Consider the following 18,483-nt stretch of genomic DNA (forward strand, 5'->3'; position numbering starts at 1 on the left):
GCGGCTTTGCGGCGTCTCTTGTGATTGGAGGTGGTCCGGGATGAAACCTGGTGATCCCAGCAGTACGTGCTCTCCCACGTACGCCCCAGTTACCCCCGACCACTCCAATCCGGCAGCCTGATCGTGCCTCCACGCATTTGTGTCGATTGAGGTGACTTTTCATCGCGCGTGGAGCGTGCCAGGTCGGGCGGAAAGGGACTGCCATGCGCTCGTCCACGCTTTTCCGTCGCATCAACCGTCACCCTGTTCAGCCGCATGCCGCACGCCCGCTCACCAAGCCGGTGCGTGAGGTCTGCGTGCCCCCTGTCGACTCCATCGTCGAATTCGGTGCCTACATCCAGGGCAAGAAGGTCTGCGCCCCGGGCATCGTCGAGTCCCTCGAACTCGTCCGCGAGCACAACAAGAGCTCCGACGGCGCGAACGCGTTCGTCTGGGTCGGGCTGCACGAGCCCGAGGCGCCCGAGGTGGAGTGGTTGTCCGAGGTCTTCGGCCTGCACCCGCTGGCCGTCGAGGACGCGGTCAAGGCCCACCAGCGTCCCAAGGTCGAGCGCTACGGCGAGTCGCTGTTCATGGTGCTGAAGACGGTCGCCTACCTCGACCACGACGAGCTGACGGCCAACAGCGAGATCATCGCCACCGGCGAGATCATGGTCTTCCTCGGCGTCGACTTCGTGGTCACCGTGCGCCACGGCGAGCACTGCCCGCTCACCCTCGTCCGCGAGCGCCTTGAGGACAAGCCCAAGCTGATGAACCGCGGCCCGGCCGGCGTGCTGCACGCCATCGCCGACCACGTCGTCGACCAGTACCTCCAGGTGGCCGACCTGATGCAGCTGGAGCTCGAAGAGGTCGAGGCGACCGTCTTCGCCGACGTCAGCTCCCGCGACATCAACCGGATCTACCAGCTCAAGCGGGAGATGCTGGAGATGAAGCGGGCCGTGACCCCGCTGCAGTCGCCGCTGTCGGCGCTGCCGCAGCGCCGCGTGATCCCCTCGGAGATGCGCGAGTACTTCCGCGACGTCGGCGACCACCTGTCCCGCGTGTGCGAGCAGGTCGAGTCCTCCAACGAACTGTGCAGCTCGATCCTGCAGGCCGCCCTGGCCCGCTCGAACGCCCTGGCCAACGAGGACATGCGCAAGATCTCTTCGTGGGTCGCCATCCTGGCCGTGCCGACGATGATCGCCGGCATCTACGGCATGAACTTCGACTTCATGCCCGAGACCAAGCAGGTCTGGGGCTATCCGGCGGTGCTGGCTGTGATGATCACGGCCTGCGTGCTGCTGCACCGCGGCTTCCGCCGCAACGGCTGGCTCTGAACGACGCGTCCGGACGCTCGGGGCTCGCGGCGCTCAGACGCTCACGGGCTTGAGCGGCCGGACGCCCTCCGGCAGATCGAGGCCGCGCTCGCGCCACAGCTCCCGCATGCGGTCGGGGTAGTCGGTCACGATCCCGGCCACGCCGAGGTCGATCATGCGAGCGGCCAGGGCCTGGTCGTTGACCGTCCAGACCGCCACGTCGAGGCCCGCCGCGGCCGCCTGGGCCATCAGCTTCTCGTCGACCATCACGTGCTCGGGCGAGAGCGTGGTGGCCCCGGCCTCACGGGCGGCGGCCGGGATGTCGTCGCCCAGCCCGCCCTCGTGCCAGTGGAGCGTGTCGAGCTCGATCAGCGCGAACCGCCTGGCCGCCGGGGCCAGCCGGGCCGCGTGCCCGATGACGCGCCAGTCGAAGCTGAGGAGGGCGGCGTTGCCCAGCCTGCCGTGCCGGTCGAGCTCCTCGACCACCAGCTCGGTGAACATCTCCGGGTCGGCCGTCAGCTCCGGCCTGGTCGGGTCGGACTTCAGCTCGACGTGCAGCCGTACGTGCTCGGCCTCGTAGGCGTTGACCAGCCCGAGCACCGCGCCGAGCGTCGGCATCCTGGTCTCCGGCATGGCGACCTGGGTGAGCGCGAACGGGTCGTCGAGGTGGCGCGGCAGGCGTACGCCCACGTCGAGCGTGCGCAGCTGGGCGAGGCTGAGCGCGTTGATCGGCTTGCCCACGTACGGGAAGAGCGGATCGCCCGGCCGCAGCGGCCGGCGGTCGGCACTGGTGACGGCCGAGACCGTCAGGTCGTGCGTGAGCACGAGGCGGCGATCGGCGGTGAGGGCGACGTCGAACTCGAGCGCGTGAACGCCCAGCTCCATCGTGTGGCTCAGCCCTGGCAGGGTGTTCTCCGGCCACAGGCCCCGAGCTCCTCGGTGACCATGAATCTCAACGCGCACACCGGGGACACTACCCGCCGCGAGGCCCGCTGAGGCAGTGCCACGCCGTGTCCTTTTTATCCTGCTACGCCCCGGTCGCCGGTGAAGGTGCCAAGAGAACTCTCCGCCCGCCTATTGCACGATAAATGCAACTACCTTGCAATAAGCTGGAGCTCATGACGGAGGTTCTCAAACATGCCCATTCCGCAACAGTCCGGGCATGGGTGGACGGCTGGGTGATCTCCCGCAACGCCCCGCGGCCCGTGCCCGAACCGTGGGGCCTCAGAGTGGACGTCGGCCTCCCCGGCCACGTGACGCGGCACGTCGTCCCCGCCCCGACCGCGGAGATCCTGGACCACCTGACCGGCACCCTCACCGTCCCCGGCACCTGGCTCAAGCTCTGCGCCCCCGCCGAGGCGGTCGCCCCCTCCCTGCCTCCGCGGTGGTCCGTGCAGGAGCAGGAGTACATGATGACCACCGCGTCCCTGACCCGCACCACCCCGAAGGCCCCCGCGGGCTACACCCTGGCGATCACCACCAGGGCGGGGGTGACCGTGGCGCGGCTGCTCACGGCCGCGGGCGAGGTCGCGGCGCGCGGCCAGTTCGCCGTCGCGGACCGGGCCGCCGTGATCGACCAGGTGGAGACGGCCGCCGAACACCGCCGGCGCGGCCTCGGGACGGTCGTCATGGCCGCGCTCGCCGCCGCCGCCGTCTCCCGGGGCGCCCGCACGGGCATCCTGGTCGCCACCGAAGCGGGGCAGGCCCTGTACGAGACCCTGGGCTGGACCCTGCACACCCCGATGACCGCCGCCGTCCTCACCGCCGGAGGCCCGGCGGACGAGCAGCCCGCCGGCCGGCCGTAGTCCGGAGACACGCGAGGGGCCCGGCGCGTTCCCGCGCCGGGCCCCTTCTCACGTGCCGGTCAGACCAGCGACCGCACCACGACGGTCTGGTCGCGGCCGGGGCCGACGCCGATCGCCGAGATGGGCGCCCCGCTCATCTCCTCCAGGGCGCGCACGTACGACTGCGCGTTCGGCGGCAGGTCGTCGAACGACTTGGCGTTGGAGATGTCCTCCTTCCAGCCCGGCAGCTCCTCGTAGACCGGGACCGCGTGGTGGAAGTCGGTCTGGGTCATCGGGATCTCGTCGAACCGCACGCCGTCGACCTCGTAGGCCACGCACACCGGGATGCGCTCCAGCCCCGACAGGATGTCGAGCTTGGTGAGGAAGTAGTCGGTGATGCCGTTGATCCGGGTGGCGTAGCGGGCGATCACCGCGTCGAACCAGCCGCAGCGACGGTCGCGGCCGGTGGTGACGCCGTACTCGCCGCCGGTCCTGCGCAGCCACTCGCCCGTCTCGTCGGTCAGCTCGGTCGGGAACGGCCCCGAGCCCACGCGGGTCGTGTACGCCTTCAGAATCCCGATGATCTTCGTGAGCCGGTTCGGCGGGATGCCCGCCCCGGCGCACGCGCCCCCGGACGTCGGCGAGGAGGAGGTGACGAACGGGTACGTGCCGTGGTCGATGTCCAGCAGCGTGCCCTGACCGCCCTCCAGCAGCACGAACTTGCCCTCGTCCAGCGCCTTGGAGAGCACCAGCGAGGTGTCGGCGATGTGCGGCTTGAGCCGTTCGGCGTAGGCCAGGTACTCCTCCAGCACGGCGGCCGGGTCGATGCCGCGCCGGTTGTAGACCTTGGTCAGCACCTGGTTCTTCTCGGTCAGGGCGACCTCGATCTTCTTGGCCAGGATGCCCGGGTCGAGCAGGTCCTGGACCCGCACGCCCATCCGGGCGATCTTGTCGCCGTACGCCGGGCCGATGCCGCGTCCGGTGGTGCCGATCTTGGCCTTGCCGAGATAGCGCTCGGTGACCTTGTCCAGCGCCTTGTGGTGCGGCATGATCAGGTGCGCGTTGGAGGAGATCAGCAGGCGTTCGGCGGAGATGCCCCGCTCGGCCAGCCCGTCGATCTCGCTCAGCAGCACCCCCGGGTCGATCACCACACCGTTGCCGATTACCGGTACGACGTCCGGCGACAGGATCCCCGTCGGCAGAAGATGCAGAGCGTATTTCTGGTCACCGATGACGACGGTGTGTCCCGCGTTGTTGCCACCCTGATAACGGACGACGTAGTCGACGTCGCCACCGAGCAGGTCGGTGGCCTTGCCCTTGCCCTCATCGCCCCACTGGGCCCCAACGAGAACGGCAGCCGGCATTGTTCAGTCTCCCGAGCACAAAACGAAACCCCTGGCGCAAGTGCGACAGGGGCTCTTGCGTAGAGAGACTACCCGAGTCTGCCCATTCGTCCCAAGGCGCGTGGGTCCAATGCGGGCCCAACGCGCCGCTAACCCTTGGTCAGCGCCTCATATCCGGTCTCGCTGCTGTCCTTGAGGAACTGCAGGCAACGCTCGGCCTCGTCCTTCTCGCCGATGGACTGCGCCGCCCTGGACAGGGCGTGCAGGCAGCGCAGGAAGCCGCGGTTGGGCTCGTGCTCCCAAGGGATGGGACCGTGGCCCTTCCAGCCGTTCCTGCGCAGCTGGTCGAGGCCGCGGTGGTAGCCCGTGCGGGCGAAGGCGTAGGAGGTGACGGCATGGCCCTGCGCGAAGTACTCCTCCGCGAGCGCGGCCCAGGCCGCCGGGTGGGCGGGGAAGCGGGCGGCCACGTCGGCGGCCTTGGCCCCGGATTCCAGCGCCTCCCTGGCCTCGGGCAGGTCCGGCAGGTGAGTCGGGGGCGGCCCGGCGAGAAGGTTATCCATAGGACAAGTCATACCCGCCGTGCCGCCCAAGTGGCTAGGAGATCTTCGTCCCACTGCTCTTGAGGTTGTGGCAGGCCTCCGCCACGCGGGCCGCCATGCCGGTCTCGGCGCTCTTGCCGTAGGCGCGTGGGTCGTAGGCCTTCTTGTTGCCGACCTCGCCGTCGACCTTCAGCACGCCGTCGTAGTTGCGGAACATGTGGTCGGCGATCGGCCTGGTGAAGGCGTACTGGGTGTCGGTGTCGACGTTCATCTTCACCACGCCGTAGGAGATGGCCTCGTGGATCTCCTCCAGCAGCGAGCCGGAGCCGCCGTGGAAGACCAGGTCGAACGGCTTGTCCTTGCCGTACTTGGCGCCGACCGCCTCCTGGATCTCCTTCAGCACGCTCGGCCGCAGCTTCACGTGGCCCGGCTTGTAGACGCCGTGCACGTTGCCGAACGTGGCGGCCAGCATGTAGCGGCCCCGGTCGCCGACGCCGACGGCCTCGGCCGTGGCCAGCGCGTCCTCGGCGGTGGTGTAGAGCTTCTCGTTGATCTCGCCGACGACGCCGTCCTCCTCGCCGCCGACGACGCCGATCTCCATCTCCATGATGATCCGGGCGCGGGCGCACTTGTCCAGGAGTTCCTTGGCGATCTCCAGGTTCTCCTCCAGCGGCACGGCCGAGCCGTCCCACATGTGCGACTGGAAGAGCGGGTCGAGGCCCTTGGACACCCGCTCCAGCGAGATGTCGATCAGCGGCCGCATGTAGCCGTCGAGCTTGTCCTTCGGGCAGTGGTCGGTGTGCAGCGCCACCGTGACCGGGTACTTGGCGGCCACCACCCGGGCGTACTCGGCCAGCGCGGTCGCGCCCGTCACCATGTCCTTGACCGTCGTGCCGGAGAGGAACTCCGCGCCGCCGGTGGACACCTGCACGATGCCGTCGCTCTCGGCCTCGGCGAACCCGCGCAGCGCGGCGTTCAAGGTCTGAGAAGAGGTCACGTTGATCGCCGGATAGGCGAACCCGCCCGCCTTGGCACGGTCGAGCATCTCGGCGTAGACCTCTGGAGTCGCGATGGGCATGAGTCATCTCCCTGAGAAGTACGGCTTCGCGCCTGCCCAGTATCCCGGCTCCCAACCACAACTGGTAGTGACAACGCGAGCCGGATGGCCACATCCGATTCGCTCGGCTCCAGGTAGGCTCACGGGGTGGACTGGCTCTGGAATCTCCTCGACCCGACGTGGTGGCTCACCATCCTCGGCGCCTTCGCCACCATCGGCGTCCTGGCGATCATCTTCGCCGAGACGGGTCTGCTGCTCGGCTTCTTCCTGCCGGGCGACTCGCTGCTGGTGGCGGCGGGGATCTTCAGTTCCGCGTCGCTGGTCGTGGGCGAGGCGCCGCCGATCTCCTTCCCCGTCCTGGTGATCGGCACACCGCTGTGTGCCATCGCGGGCGCCCAGCTCGGCCACTTCCTGGGGGCCAGGTTCGGCAGGAAGATGTTCGACCGGCCCGACTCGCGGCTGTTCAAACGCGAACACGTGATCCGCGCCGAGGAGTTCTTCCAGAAGTTCGGCCCGGCGCGGGCGGTCGTGCTGGCGCGGTTCGTGCCGATCGTCCGCACGTTCATGAACCCGGTGGCGGGCGTCCTGGAGATGCCCGCCAGGCGCTTCTTCGTGTGGAACGTCATCGGCGGCGTGGTCTGGGTCGAGGGCCTGGTGCTGCTCGGCTACTTCCTCGGCAGCAAGGTCGATCCCAAGCAGATCGACAAGTACATCCTGCCGGGCGTGTTCATCATCGTCTTCATCTCGCTGATCCCGATCATCGTCGAGGTCGTCAAGAAGCGCCGCGAGCGCAAGCGGCTGCCGCTGCCCAACGGCAAGCACCACCGCGTGCCCTCCAGCACCGACCCCCAGCACTAGCGTCCGGCGCCGGCGCTGGGGGCCCGGAGTCACTGCCGGGTGCAGGCGCGCCCTGGTGCGCAGGGCGCGAGGGAGGTCTTCAGAGTCCGAGGTCCTGGAGGGTGAAGGCGGTGCGGTAGTCGAGCCCCTCCTCCGCCATCCGCGCCGCCGCGCCCCGGTCGACGATCGTGGCCACGGCCACCACCTCGGCGCCCGCCTCCCGCAGCGCCTCCACGGCGGTCAGCGGCGAGCCGCCGGTCGTCGAGGTGTCCTCCACGGCCAGCACCCGGCGGCCCTTCACCTCGGGGCCCTCGATCCGGCGCTGCATGCCGTGCGACTTCTGCGCCTTGCGCACCACGAACGCGTCGAGCGTGCGCCCGCGCGCCGCCGCCGCGTGCAGCATCGCGCAGGCCACCGGGTCGGCCCCCATCGTGAGCCCGCCGACGGCGTCGAAGTCGAGATCGTCGGTCAGGTCGAGCATCACCTTGCCGACGAGCGGCGCGGCCACCCCGTCGAGCGTGATCCGCCGCAGGTCGAGGTAGAAGTCTGCCTCCTTGCCCGAGGAGAGCGTGACCTTGCCGTGGACGACGGCCTTGCGCTTGATCTCGGCCAGCAGGTTGTCGCGGTCTGTCATGCGCCCAAGCTTAGGGTCCCAGGCTCAGCGTCCTGATGAGAGCCAGGGCCTGCGCGTGCGCGCGGGGGAGCCGGCGCACCCGGACACGAGGGTGGCGGCCGTACAGGATCTCCGTGGCCCGCAGCTCGGCGACCTTCTCGGCCAGCCGATCGTCCTCCCTGGTCACCGCGCCGACGCGGGTGGGCGCGAGCAGCGCCAGCGTCTCGTCGCCGGTGAAGGCCCTGCGCAGCGCCGTGGCCAGGTTGAGCGCCGCCGCCAGCCGCTCGGCCAGTTCCGCGATCCGCCCGTACGGCTCGGCCACCACCAGCAGGTGCCCGCCCGCGACCGCCCCCCGGTAGAGCTCGCCCACCCTGGTACGCAGGTAGGCCACCGTGGCCAGCCCGGTCAGCGGGTCCTCGCACTGCAGGTCGTTCATGGGCGCGAAGCTCTGCTCGGCCCACCCGGCCGCGTACGCCCGTACCAGCGGGAACGTCGGCTCGCCCCGATCGGTGACGTCCTCGTCCATGCGTCCTCCCGTGGTCCTCGGAGGTAAAGACGGCGCTTCGGTTTAGTCATGACGCAGAATGCGGAATGATTGCGCGGGGCAACCCGCTGTAATCGTGAGGTCACAATGAGTGTGGAATCGCCGCGAAGCGATGCGGACCTGCTGAAGGAGGTCCGGGCCGGCGACGCGACCGCGTACGGACGGCTCTACGAGCGTCACGTGGCCGCGGCCCGTGCGCTGGCCAGGCAGCTCGTCAGGGGCGAGTCCGAGGCCGAGGACGTCGTGGCCGAGTCGTTCACGAAGATCCTCGACCTGGTGGGCAGGGGCGGCGGGCCCGAGTCGGGGTTCCGCACCTACCTGCTGACCGTCGTGCGCCGCACCGTCTACGACCGCGGCCGGGTCGAGAGCCGCCAGGTGACCACGGGCGAGATCGAGCGCTACGACGCGGGCGTGCCCTTCGTCGATCCCGCGCTCGTCGGCCTGGAGCGGTCGATGATCTCGCGCGCGTTCCTGTCGCTGCCCGAGCGGTGGCGGGCGGTGCTCTGGCACACCGAGGTGGAGAAGTGCAAGCCCGCCGAGGTCGCGCCGCTGCTCGGGCTGTCGGCCAACGGGGTGGCGGCGCTGGCCTACCGGGCGCGCGAGGGGCTGCGGCAGGCGTACCTGCAGATGCACCTGCGCGCGGCGCCGCAGCACGAGTGCCGTCCGGTGCTCGGCAAGATGGGCGCCTACGTCAGGGGCGGCCTGGCCAGGCGTGACTCGCGCGCGGTCGACGAGCACGTCAACGAGTGCGAGGAGTGCCACGGCGTCCTGCTCGAACTGACCGACGTCAACCGCGGCCTGCGCGTCATCGTCGGCCCGCTGATCGCCGGCCCGGTGTTCGGCGGCTACGCCGCGGCGCTGGCCAAGGCGGGCGCGGCCGGCGGCGGAGCCGGCTGGCTGCTGCGGCTGTTCGGCTGGTTGCGGCGGGCGCCCTCGCGGCAGCAGGTCGTGGCGGCGGGCGGCGTCGCGGTCGCGGCCGCGGCGGTGGCGGCGTTCGTGCTGGTGTCCGGGGAGTCGCCGGTGGCCGAGCGGCCGGCGGCCACGCCCACGCCGCTGGCCCAGCCCTCTGCGTCGGTGCGGCCGGTGCCGCTGCCCGTGGCGAGCGAGCCGCCGGCGCGCGTCCCGCCGCCGCGGAAGGAGCCGCGGGGCAGGGCGCGGCTGCGGGCCACGATCGGCGCGCTCGGCGCCCTCGTACGCGCCCAGCCCGGCATCGTCGGCATGCGCCTGCGCAACGACGGCGACGGCCCGAGCGGCGAGCTGGCCGCGACCGTCGAGCTGCCGCCCGGCGTGACGCTCCTGCCCCCGGCCAGGCGCGGGCACGGCGTGGCGCTGCTCGAACCCGTGGGCACGGTCGACGGCTGGTCCTGCCGGCAGGCCGGCCAGGGCGCCCGGTGCGCCAGGCAGCCGCTGGCCGCCGGGCAGGGCACGGCGGTGTTCCTGCGCGTGCAGGTGTCGGAGCTGGCCCCCGAGGGCGCCGGGCCCGCCGTGCGCGTCGACGCCGACGACCTCCACGTCAACGCGCGGGCCGCGCAGGGCGTGCGCACGGTGGGGGCGTCGGCCCGGTTCGCCACCGAGGGCAGGGTGGCCGTCCGGGCGATCGGCAACACGTTGCTGAGCTGTCCCGAGGAGCACGACGGTTGTCCCGAGGCCAGGCGCCGCCAGGGCGACCAGCGCGACAACGACCTGTGGCCGATGACCCCGCTCGACCAGGACTCCAGCCCGGCCACCAGCGCCTCCAGCGCGGCCCGGCTCACCCTGCCCAAGGACGGCCGGGTCGTGTGGGCCGGCCTCTACTGGTCGGCGAGCGGCGCGGCGGCGGGGCCGGTCAAGGTCAGGGCGCCGGGCCGGCGCACGTACGTGTCGGTCCGTCCCGACCACGTCACGGCGCTCGACATGCCGCTCGGCCCGGCCTACCAGGCGTTCGCCGACGTCACCGCGCTGGCCGGGCAGGCACGGCCGGGCGGTCTGTGGTGGGCGGCCGACGCGCCGATGGCGGAGGGGGCCTCCAGCCATGCCGGGTGGAGCCTGGTGGTGGTCGTGGCCGGGCCGCGGGAGCCGTACAGCCAGGCCGTGGTGCTCGACACGGCGACCGTGATCGGCGGTGCGGCCAGGAAGGTGCGCATGCCGCTCGGCGGTCTGAGCCGGGCCGCCGCGCCGGCCCGGGCCGAGCTGGTCACCTGGGAGGGCGACGCCGACCTCCAGGGCGACAAGGTCTCGCTCGGCACCGGCGCGATCGTCCCGGAGGGCGGCGACCGCGAGCGCGCCAACGTCTTCGACGGCTCCGCCAACGGCGCCACGGGCATGACCTTCGGCGTCGACGTCGACACGGTCGACGCCGAGCTGGGCCGCGATCCGGCGCTGACGATCGTGACCGACAAGGACGTCGTGCTCTTCGGAGCGGCCGCGCTGACCGTCCGGGCACGCTCATGACCGCAAACAGGACGAACTGGTACGGTCTGCCTAAATGGTCTGGCTGCACGGCGGCCCGCGGTCGAATCGTCGGGATTCACCCTCGCGCGATCACCTGCTTTCATTACCCTGAAAGAGGGCCGCCGAGTCCGGTCTCTGACGGTGCAGAGCCAGCAAGGTCGGACCACCAGGAAAGGGGCGGTGTCAGTGGATCGCTGTGCGCTGTTCGTGGACGCCGGCTATCTGCTGGCAGACGGAGCGATGGCCGTGCACGGCACTCGCCATCGAGAGGCCGTCGCCTGGGACTATCCCGGGCTGCTCCAGCTGATGACCAACCTGTCGCGCGAACGCACGGGCCTGCCGCTGCTGCGGTGCTACTGGTACGAGGCGACCATCGAGGGCCGCCGCACCCCGGAGCACGACGCGCTGGCCGACATCCCGGGCCTCAAGCTCAGGCTCTCGCGCATCCGGCCGGGCCGCCGCGAAGGCGTCGACGCCCAGGTCCACCGCGACCTCATGACCCTCGCCCGCAACAACGCCATCTGCGACGCCGTCGTCGTCAGCGGCGACGAAGATCTCGCCCAGGTGGTGTGCGACGCACAAGACCTCGGCATCAGGGTCACCGTCATCCACATCGCCGCCGACGGCGGGTGGGCCGTGTCCCGGTCGCTGCGGCAGGAGTGCGACGACCTGGTCGAGCTGGGCAACGCCCACCTGCGGCCCTACGTCACGATGGTGAGCGGCGTCACCGAGTCCTCCAACGGCCACCACCAGCCGCTCAGCAACGGGCACGCCGCCCACTCGCTGCCGCCCGCGCCGCCGGCCGCGCCCCCGGTGACCCCGACGGCCTCGCTGCCGCCGGCGCCTTCCGCGCCGACCGCGCCGTCCGCGCCGTCCGCGGGCAGCCACGCGGCCGGGCAGCCCTCCGGGAGCCACGCGGCCCCCTCCTCCGGCCAGTCGTCCGCCAACGGGCAGGCGTCCTCGGGCGGGCGGTCGGCCACGCCGCCGGTGCTGCCCTCGTACTCGGGGTACCAGGAGCAGCCGCCGTCGATCCCGCCTTCCGTGCCGCCGTCCGCGCCGGCCACCGGGCCGCTGCAGCAGCCGCAGTCCGCCTCGCCCACCACCGGGCAGTTCGCCACGCCGTCCTCGGGGGGCGCCTACCAGCCGGCGCAGCTCGGGCCGTACACCGGGCCGCAGGCCGCGCCCGTCTCGCCGCCGCCCGCCGTCACCGCCGGGGCCACCACGCTGGCCGACGCCGTGAAGGCCGCCCATCGCGAAGGGCACGACTTCGGCGAGTCCGTGGCCCGCGACGCGCCCGCGCTGTGGCTGGAGGCGGTGCTGGCCCGCAAGCCCCGCATGCCCTCCGACCTGGAGGCCCGCCTCCTGCAGGGCTCCTCGCTGCCGATCGACTTCCTGCTGCACGACGAGGTCCGCCACGCCCTGCGCCGCGGCTTCTGGGACGCCCTCGAACGCGCCCGCCACTGACCCGTCCCGCACAGCAAGCCGGACGCCCGGGCGCCGTGAGCGGCGGCCCGGGCGTCGGACGGCACGGGGTCAGGAGAGCGCGTCGAAGCCGGCGCGCAGGTGGGCGAGCCGATCGCCCAGGTCGGCCAGCGGCACGGCGAGCGCCGGATCCTGCGACTTGCGGGCCAGCTCCCGCACCCGGGCCAGCTCGTCCTCCACCGCCGTCAGCCGCCGGGACAACTCCGGCAGCACCGAGGCGTGGTCACCCGCTCCGGGCGGCAACTCGCCGGTCAGCCGCTCGCGCAGCAACGACGCCTGCTCGGCCAGGCGCTTGTTCATGTTGTAGAGCTCGGTGAACACCGACACCTTCGCCCGCAGCACCCAAGGGTCGAACGGCTTGGTGAGGTAGTCGACCGCCCCCGCCGCGTATCCGCGGAAGGCGTAGTCGGGGGCGCTGTCGACCACGGTCAGGAAGATGATCGGGATGTTCCTGGTCCGCTCCCGCCGCTTGATGTGGGCGGCCGTCTCGAAGCCGTCCATGCCCGGCATGCGGACGTCGAGCAGGATCAGCGCGAACTCGGTGTTGAGCAGCGCCTTGAGCGCCTCCTCGCCGGACCTGGCGCGTACGGGCACCAGGTCGAGCGAGCTGAGGATCGCCTCCAGGGCGATCAGGTTCTCCTCGCGGTCGTCGACCAGGAGGATCTTTGCACGGTCCGGCATCGATCACGACCCTTCAGCGGTTGAGGGCGACGAGTCGGTCGTGGCTCCCCGCCCACGGCTGAGCCAGCCGCGCAGCCGTTCGAGCAGGCGATCGACGTCGACCGGCTTGGGCACGTAGTCGGACGCGCCCGAGGCGATGCTCTTCTCGCGATCACCACGCATGACCTTAGCGGTCAGCGCGATGATCGGCAGGTCGGCGAACTGCGGCATGCGCCGGATGGCCGAGGTCGTGGCCCAGCCGTCCATCTCCGGCATCATGATGTCCATCAGCACGAGCGCGACGTCCTCGTTCCGTTCGAGCTGCTCGATCCCCTCGCGGCCGTTCTCGGCGTAGACGACCGTCGATCCGTGTCGTTCCAGCACGCTGGTGAGGGCGAACACGTTGCGGATGTCGTCGTCGACGATGAGGATCTTGGCGCCGTTGAGCGGGTCGTCGCCCTGCCACTGGGCGGGCGTCTCCACCGGCGGCTCGACCAGCTCGGGCATCGGCATGTCCAGCGGCGGCGGCTCGGGCAGGGTCGCGGCGGCGGCCTGCTCCTCGGCGGGCGAGGTCATGAGCTGCCGGCGCGGGGCCGTGCTGCCGTCGGTGGCGGCCAGCGGGCCGGTGTAGGAGGCCGGCAGGTAGAGGGTGAACGTGCTGCCCCTGCCCAGCTCGCTCTCGACGTGGATCTCGCCGCCGAGCAGCCGGGCGATGTCGCGGCAGATGGCCAGGCCGAGGCCGGTGCCGCCGTACTTGCGGCTGGTGGTGCCGTCGGCCTGCCTGAACGCCTCGAAGATGACCTCGCGCTTGTCGGGCGCGATGCCGATGCCGGTGTCGATCACCTGGAAGGCCAGCAGGTCGGTGGCGTCGTGGAGGGTGTCGTCGTCGAAGTCGACGTCCCGGGGCGCCGCCGCGACCCGCAGCTTGACCTCGCCCTTCGGGGTGAACTTCACCGCGTTGGACAGCAGGTTGCGCAGCACCTGCTGCAGGCGCTGCTCGTCGGCCCGCAGCTCGCTCGGCACGTCGGAGGCCACCTCGACGCCGAACGACAGGCCCTTGTCCTGGGCCAGCGGCGCGAAGGCCGCCTCCAGCAGGTCGACCATCTTGGGCAGCGACACCTGGATCGGGTGGATGTCCATCCGGCCCGCCTCGACCTTCGACAGGTCGAGCATGTCGTTGATGAGCTGCAGTAGCGCCGAGCCCGCGCTGTGGATCGTGCGGGCGAACTCGACCTGCTGGGACGTCAGGTTGCCCTCGGCGTTCTCGGTCAGCAGCTTGGCCAGCACCAGCAGGCTGTTGAGCGGCGTGCGCAGCTCGTGGGACATGTTGGCGAGGAACTCGGACTTGTACCGCGAGGAGACCGCGAGCTGCTCGGCGCGCTCCTCCAGGGTGCGGCGGGCCTGCTCGATCTGGAAGTTCTGGATCTCGATCGCGCGGTTCTGCTTGGCCAGCAGCGCCGCCTTGTCCTCCAGCTCGGCGTTGGACCTGCGCAGCTCCTCCTGCTGCCGCTGGAGCTCGTCGGAGCGCTCCTGCAGCTCACGGGTGAGCCGCTGGGACTCGGTCAGCAGGTCTTCGGTGCGGGAGTTGGCGATGATCGTGTTCATCGTGACGCCGATGGTCTCGACGAGCTGCGTCAGGAAGTCGAGGTGCACCTCGCCGAACGGGGTGAAGGAGGCCAGCTCCAGCACGCCGAGCACGCGGTTCTCGAACAGGATCGGCAGCACCACGATCTGCGCGGGCGTGGACTGGCTGAGCCCGCTGTCGATGGTGATGAACTGCGGCGGCACGTCGTCGAGGATGATGTGCCGGCCCTCGGCCGCCGCCTGGCCGACGATGCCCTCGCCGATCGCGAAGCGCCGGCGCGGCCCCCGGTCGGGACGCACGCCGTAGCCGCCGATCAGCGTCAGCTCGTGGTCGCCCTCGGGGTCGATGCCGTAGAAGGCGCCGTAGCGGGCCGAGACCAGCGGGGTGAGCTCGCTCATCGTCAGCTTGGCCACCTCGAACAGGTCGCGGTGGCCCTGCATGAGCCGGGAGATGCGGGCCAGGTTGGACTTGAGCCAGTCCTGCTCCTGGTTGGCCTGGGTGGTCTCGCGCAGGTTGGCCACCATCGAGTTGATGTTGTCCTTCAGCTCCGCCAGCTCGCCCTGCGCCTCGACGGCGATCGACCGGGTCAGGTCGCCCCGGGCCACGGCGCTGGTCACGGTCGCGATGGCGCGCACCTGCGTGGTCAGGTTCCCGGCCAGCTCGTTGACGCTCTCGGTGAGCCGCTTCCAGGTGCCCTCGACGCCCTCGACCCGGGCCTGGCCGCCGAGCTGGCCCTCCGAGCCCACCTCGCGGGCCACGCGGGTGACCTCGGAGGCGAAGGAGGACAGCTGGTCGACCATCCGGTTGATGGTGGTCTTCAGCGCCAGGATCTCGCCCTGGGCGTCGACGTCGATCTTGCGGGTCAGGTCGCCGTTGGCCACGGCCGTGGTGACCTCGGCGATGTTGCGCACCTGATAGGTCAGGTTGTTCGCCATGAAGTTGACGTTGTCGGTGAGGTCCTTCCACACGCCCGACACGCCCTGCACCCGCGCCTGGCCGCCGAGCTGCCCCTGCGTGCCCACCTCGCGGGCGACGCGGGTGACCTCGTCGGCGAACGACGACAGCTGGTCGACCATCGTGTTGAGGGTGTCCTTGAGCTGCAGGATCTCGCCCTGCGCGTCAACGGTGATCTTCTTCGACAGGTTGCCCTGCGCCACCGCGGACGAGACGGCCGCGATCTGGCGCACCTGCGAGGTGAGGTTGTTGGCCATCGAGTTGACGTTGTCGGTGAGGTCCTTCCACACCCCGGACACGCCGCGCACCTGCGCCTGGCCGCCGAGCTGGCCCTCGGTGCCCACCTCGCGGGCCACGCGGGTGACCTCGGAGGCGAACGAGGACAACTGCTCGACCATCGTGTTCATGGTCGACTTGAGTTCGAGGATCTCGCCCTGGGCGTCGACGTCGATCTTGCGGGTGAGGTCGCCGTTGGCCACGGCCGTCGTCACCTGGGCGATGTTGCGCACCTGGTAGGTCAGGTTGTTGGCCATCGAGTTGACGTTGTCGGTGAGGTCCTTCCAGACGCCCGACACGCCCTTCACCTCGGCGCGTCCGCCGAGCTTGCCTTCGGTGCCGACCTCGCGGGCGACGCGGGTGACCTCGTCGGCGAAGGAGGACAGCTGGTCGACCATCGTGTTGAGGGTGTCCTTGAGCTGCAGGATCTCGCCCTCGGCGTCAACGGTGATCTTCTTTGACAGGTTGCCCTGGGCGACCGCCGTCGCGACGGTGGCGATCGAGCGCACCTGCGAGGTCAGGTTGTTGGCCATGAAGTTGACGTTGTCGGTGAGGTCCTTCCAGACGCCCGACACGCCGGTGACCTGCGCCTGGCCGCCCAGCTGGCCCTCGGTGCCCACCTCGCGGGCCACACGGGTGACCTCCTCGGCGAAGCCCGAGAGCTGGTCGACCATCGTGTTGACGGTGTTCTTCAGCTCGAACATCTCGCCCACGGCGTCGACCGTGACCTTGCGGCTGAGGTCGCCCTTGGCGACCGCCGTGGTGACCACGGCGATGTCGCGGACCTGCGCGGCCACGCGCGAGGACATCGTGTTGACGGCCTCGGTGAGGTCGCGCCAGCTTCCCGACATGCCCCGCAGGTTGGCGCTGCCGCCCAGCCTGCCCTCGGTGCCCGCCTCGCGGGCGACCCGGGTGACCTCGGAGTTGAACAGGGCGAGCTGGTCGACCATGCCGTTGATGGCCTTGCCCAGGCGGCGCACCTCGCCGCGCGCCGACCGGTCGAGGTCGATGCGCCGCGACAGGTCGCCCTTGGCGACCGCGTCGATCACGTCGGCCGCGCCGCTGACCGGGCTCACCAGGGCGTCGATCAGCATGTTGACCGACTCGACGCTCTCGGACCACGCCCCGACGCCCGGGCCGGGCGTCAGCCGCTCGCCGAAGCGCCCTTCCTTGACGACCTCTTTGCGAACCCTTGCCAGCTCGTTGGCGAGATGTTCGCGGCGGTCGGCCACTTCGTTCAGCAGCAGGCGCACTTCGCTGAGGATGCCGGGAGGAGCGTGCGGGACCCGACGCCGGAAATCGCCGTCACGCCAGGAGAAGAGAGTCTCCAGCACGGGAACGAGATCCGATTCTGTATAGGTCCGCTCCTCCGGGCTTGATGCGGCCTTGGCCGTGGTCATGGGGCCTCCTTCACTCGCGATGGGTCCCGGCGAGTGATTCAAGTCTGTCACGATGAGTAGCTCGTAGTCCTGCCCTTGGATTTACCCCAAGTCAGTGAGAAGTGTGGTAGGCACGATGGGATGACTGCTTCTCCCCACGCGGTCCTGGCCGCGACCTTCGCGCCTGGCGATACCGCTGTGACGGCTGCGATGAGGTTCACGCGCGAGGTGATGACCGCGTGGGCCACCGTCAGCGTGCTCCACACCGCCGAGCAGGTGGCCGGCGATCTGGCGGAGCAGGTCTCTGACGAGCCGTTTGAGGTGATTTGGAAGCATTACGGGGACGCAGTCCAGGTCGAACTGCGGCAGCGGATCACCGCGCACGGTGACCCGAAGGCTCCTTCCGTGAACGTGGAGGAGTGGGGAGTCACCTTCGCGGGCGATTCCCGTGTCCATTGGGCAAGGCTCACGCTACCCGGCTCCGTGGACCAGGTGGCCGCCGAATGGGCGGAGGAGAGCGCGCGGGGCCCCCACTGGCTCGGGTTCCTGGCCGACGCCAGCGACCTGCTGGCCGGCACCCTCGACCCCGACATGGTCCCGGCGATCATCGCCCAGATCGTCGTGCCCCGCCTGTCGAGCTGGTGCGCGGTCTACACCGCCGGCAACTCGGGCGGCCCGCTGCGGCTGGTCTACCTCTGGCACGCCGACGAGGCCCGCATCGACGGCCTGCGCGAGCAGCTCACGGACATGGACGTCGGCGCGGCCGACACCAGGGCCACGTCCGTCATCCACCTGAACGACTCCCAGGTGCTGGCCGTGCCGCTCACCGCGCGCGGCCGCGGGCTCGGCATGATGTGCCTGGGCCGGTCCGACCGCTTCCCCGACGAGGTCATCCAGTTCGCCGACGACATCGGCAGGCGCGCCGCGCTGGCCATGGACAACGCCCGGCTCTACGCCCAGCAGGCCGCGGCCAACCGGGCGCTGCAGCGCAGTCTCCTGCCGCCCAACGAGCCCGAGGTGCCCGGCCTCGACTACGGCGTCATCTACGAGCCCGCCGGCGAGGCCAACGAGGTCGGCGGCGACTTCTACGACCTGTTCAAGGCGGGCGACGACTCCTGGCGCTTCGCCATCGGCGACGTCTGCGGCACCGGGCCCGAGGCCGCCGCGGTGACCGGCCTGGCCCGCCACACGCTGCGCCTGCTGGCCCGCGAGGGCTACGGCGTCGCCGCGGTGCTCGGCCGGCTCAACCAGGCGATCCTGGAGGAGGGCGAGCGGGCCAGGTTCCTCACGCTGCTGCACGGCGACATCACGCCCGTGGAGTCCGGTCTGGAGGTGCGGCTGGTGTCCGCCGGCCATCCCGAGGCGCTGCGGCTCAAGCCGAGCGGCAAGGTGGAGGCGGTGACCACGCCCCAGTCGCTGCTCGGCGTCTTCCACGAGGTCGTGTTCGAGGCCGACACCATCCATCTCGACCACGGCGACGTGCTGCTGGCGGTGACCGACGGCGTGACCGAGCGGCGCTCGGGCGGGCGGCTGCTCGACGACGACGGCGGCCTGGCCAAGCTGCTGGCGGAGTGCGCCGGGCTGTCGGCCAGGGCGGTGGCCGAGCGCATCCGCAGGGGCGCGGCGGAGTTCGCCGCCGAGCCGAGCGCCGACGACCTGGCCATCGTGGTCCTGCGCGCGCGCTGACCCGCCCGGGGACGCCCCCGCA

General features: G+C 70.9%; 14 protein-coding genes. 6 read left to right on the forward strand and 8 right to left on the reverse strand.

Going from position 1 to position 18,483, the window contains the following annotated elements; translation table 11 throughout:
• Positions 1-296 precede the first annotated feature (296 nt).
• Positions 297-1,313: a magnesium/cobalt transporter CorA gene (gene corA / locus AB0J71_RS22525; RefSeq protein ID WP_352318019.1), complete on the forward strand. Its 1,017-nt coding sequence runs from the start codon at positions 297-299 to the stop codon at positions 1,311-1,313.
• Between the two features lie 33 nt (positions 1,314-1,346).
• Here the strand turns inward: corA and AB0J71_RS22530 are convergent, their stop codons facing one another.
• On the reverse strand, positions 1,347-2,255 hold the full coding sequence (locus AB0J71_RS22530; RefSeq protein ID WP_352318017.1) for a glycerophosphodiester phosphodiesterase family protein: 909 nt from the start codon (positions 2,253-2,255) through the stop codon (positions 1,347-1,349).
• 155 nt (positions 2,256-2,410) lie between these two features.
• On the opposite strand from AB0J71_RS22530, the gene AB0J71_RS22535 reads away from it, so the two are divergent.
• Positions 2,411-3,097 (forward strand): GNAT family N-acetyltransferase, encoded by a 687-nt coding sequence (locus AB0J71_RS22535; RefSeq protein WP_352318015.1) that lies wholly within the window; start codon positions 2,411-2,413, stop codon positions 3,095-3,097.
• A gap of 59 nt (positions 3,098-3,156) precedes the next feature.
• On the opposite strand, the gene AB0J71_RS22540 is transcribed toward AB0J71_RS22535, so the two are convergent.
• From AB0J71_RS22540 to fbaA, 3 genes are all read right to left on the reverse strand, one after another.
• Entirely contained in the window at positions 3,157-4,440 is a 1,284-nt protein-coding gene (locus AB0J71_RS22540; RefSeq protein WP_352318013.1) for an adenylosuccinate synthase, read from the reverse strand.
• A gap of 128 nt (positions 4,441-4,568) precedes the next feature.
• The gene (locus AB0J71_RS22545; RefSeq protein ID WP_352318011.1) at positions 4,569-4,979 is read right to left on the reverse strand and encodes a DUF3151 domain-containing protein; all 411 of its coding nucleotides are present in this window, start codon (positions 4,977-4,979) and stop codon (positions 4,569-4,571) included.
• Between the two features lie 34 nt (positions 4,980-5,013).
• Positions 5,014-6,036 (reverse strand): class II fructose-bisphosphate aldolase, encoded by a 1,023-nt coding sequence (gene fbaA / locus AB0J71_RS22550; protein WP_352318009.1) that lies wholly within the window; start codon positions 6,034-6,036, stop codon positions 5,014-5,016.
• Between the two features lie 126 nt (positions 6,037-6,162).
• Between fbaA and AB0J71_RS22555 the strand changes: the two genes are divergently transcribed.
• Positions 6,163-6,873, forward strand: a complete 711-nt coding sequence (locus tag AB0J71_RS22555) for a DedA family protein (protein WP_352318007.1) — start codon at positions 6,163-6,165, stop codon at positions 6,871-6,873.
• A gap of 79 nt (positions 6,874-6,952) precedes the next feature.
• Here the strand turns inward: AB0J71_RS22555 and pyrE are convergent, their stop codons facing one another.
• Both pyrE and AB0J71_RS22565 read right to left on the reverse strand, forming a co-directional pair.
• Positions 6,953-7,486, reverse strand: coding sequence for an orotate phosphoribosyltransferase (gene pyrE, locus AB0J71_RS22560; protein WP_352318005.1), 534 nt, complete (start codon positions 7,484-7,486; stop codon positions 6,953-6,955).
• A gap of 10 nt (positions 7,487-7,496) precedes the next feature.
• A complete protein-coding gene (locus AB0J71_RS22565; RefSeq protein ID WP_352318004.1) occupies positions 7,497-7,991 on the reverse strand; it encodes a hypothetical protein in 495 nt (164 codons plus the stop codon).
• Positions 7,992-8,102: 111 nt separating this feature from the next.
• On the opposite strand from AB0J71_RS22565, the gene AB0J71_RS22570 reads away from it, so the two are divergent.
• On the forward strand, positions 8,103-10,439 hold the full coding sequence (locus AB0J71_RS22570; RefSeq protein WP_352318002.1) for a sigma-70 family RNA polymerase sigma factor: 2,337 nt from the start codon (positions 8,103-8,105) through the stop codon (positions 10,437-10,439).
• A 186-nt stretch (positions 10,440-10,625) separates the two neighbouring features.
• Positions 10,626-11,903: an NYN domain-containing protein gene (locus AB0J71_RS22575; protein WP_364415814.1), complete on the forward strand. Its 1,278-nt coding sequence runs from the start codon at positions 10,626-10,628 to the stop codon at positions 11,901-11,903.
• A 69-nt stretch (positions 11,904-11,972) separates the two neighbouring features.
• On the opposite strand, the gene AB0J71_RS22580 is transcribed toward AB0J71_RS22575, so the two are convergent.
• The gene (locus AB0J71_RS22580) at positions 11,973-12,602 is read right to left on the reverse strand and encodes a response regulator (protein ID WP_352321288.1); all 630 of its coding nucleotides are present in this window, start codon (positions 12,600-12,602) and stop codon (positions 11,973-11,975) included.
• Between the two features lie 3 nt (positions 12,603-12,605).
• On the reverse strand, positions 12,606-16,796 hold the full coding sequence (locus AB0J71_RS22585; RefSeq protein ID WP_352321290.1) for a HAMP domain-containing protein: 4,191 nt from the start codon (positions 16,794-16,796) through the stop codon (positions 12,606-12,608).
• Between the two features lie 189 nt (positions 16,797-16,985).
• Here AB0J71_RS22585 and AB0J71_RS22590 point away from each other — a divergent pair, with 189 nt between their 5' ends.
• Entirely contained in the window at positions 16,986-18,461 is a 1,476-nt protein-coding gene (locus AB0J71_RS22590; protein ID WP_352321292.1) for a GAF domain-containing SpoIIE family protein phosphatase, read from the forward strand.
• Positions 18,462-18,483 lie beyond the last annotated feature (22 nt).

Source organism: Nonomuraea sp. NPDC049637 (assembly GCF_040675235.1).
Taxonomy (GTDB): domain Bacteria; phylum Actinomycetota; class Actinomycetes; order Streptosporangiales; family Streptosporangiaceae; genus Nonomuraea.

Bases quoted from the DNA above. Each gene is read 5' to 3' on its own strand.
- AB0J71_RS22535 (WP_352318015.1), top strand. From the start codon at position 2,411: ATGACGGAGGTTCTCAAACATGCCCATTCCGCAACAGTCCGGGCATGG.
- AB0J71_RS22540 (WP_352318013.1), bottom strand. From the start codon at position 4,440: ATGCCGGCTGCCGTTCTCGTTGGGGCCCAGTGGGGCGATGAGGGCAAG.
- AB0J71_RS22545 (WP_352318011.1), bottom strand. From the start codon at position 4,979: ATGGATAACCTTCTCGCCGGGCCGCCCCCGACTCACCTGCCGGACCTG.
- fbaA (WP_352318009.1), bottom strand. From the start codon at position 6,036: ATGCCCATCGCGACTCCAGAGGTCTACGCCGAGATGCTCGACCGTGCC.
- pyrE (WP_352318005.1), bottom strand. From the start codon at position 7,486: ATGACAGACCGCGACAACCTGCTGGCCGAGATCAAGCGCAAGGCCGTC.
- AB0J71_RS22565 (WP_352318004.1), bottom strand. From the start codon at position 7,991: ATGGACGAGGACGTCACCGATCGGGGCGAGCCGACGTTCCCGCTGGTA.
- AB0J71_RS22580 (WP_352321288.1), bottom strand. From the start codon at position 12,602: ATGCCGGACCGTGCAAAGATCCTCCTGGTCGACGACCGCGAGGAGAAC.
- AB0J71_RS22585 (WP_352321290.1), bottom strand. From the start codon at position 16,796: ATGACCACGGCCAAGGCCGCATCAAGCCCGGAGGAGCGGACCTATACA.
- AB0J71_RS22590 (WP_352321292.1), top strand. From the start codon at position 16,986: ATGAGGTTCACGCGCGAGGTGATGACCGCGTGGGCCACCGTCAGCGTG.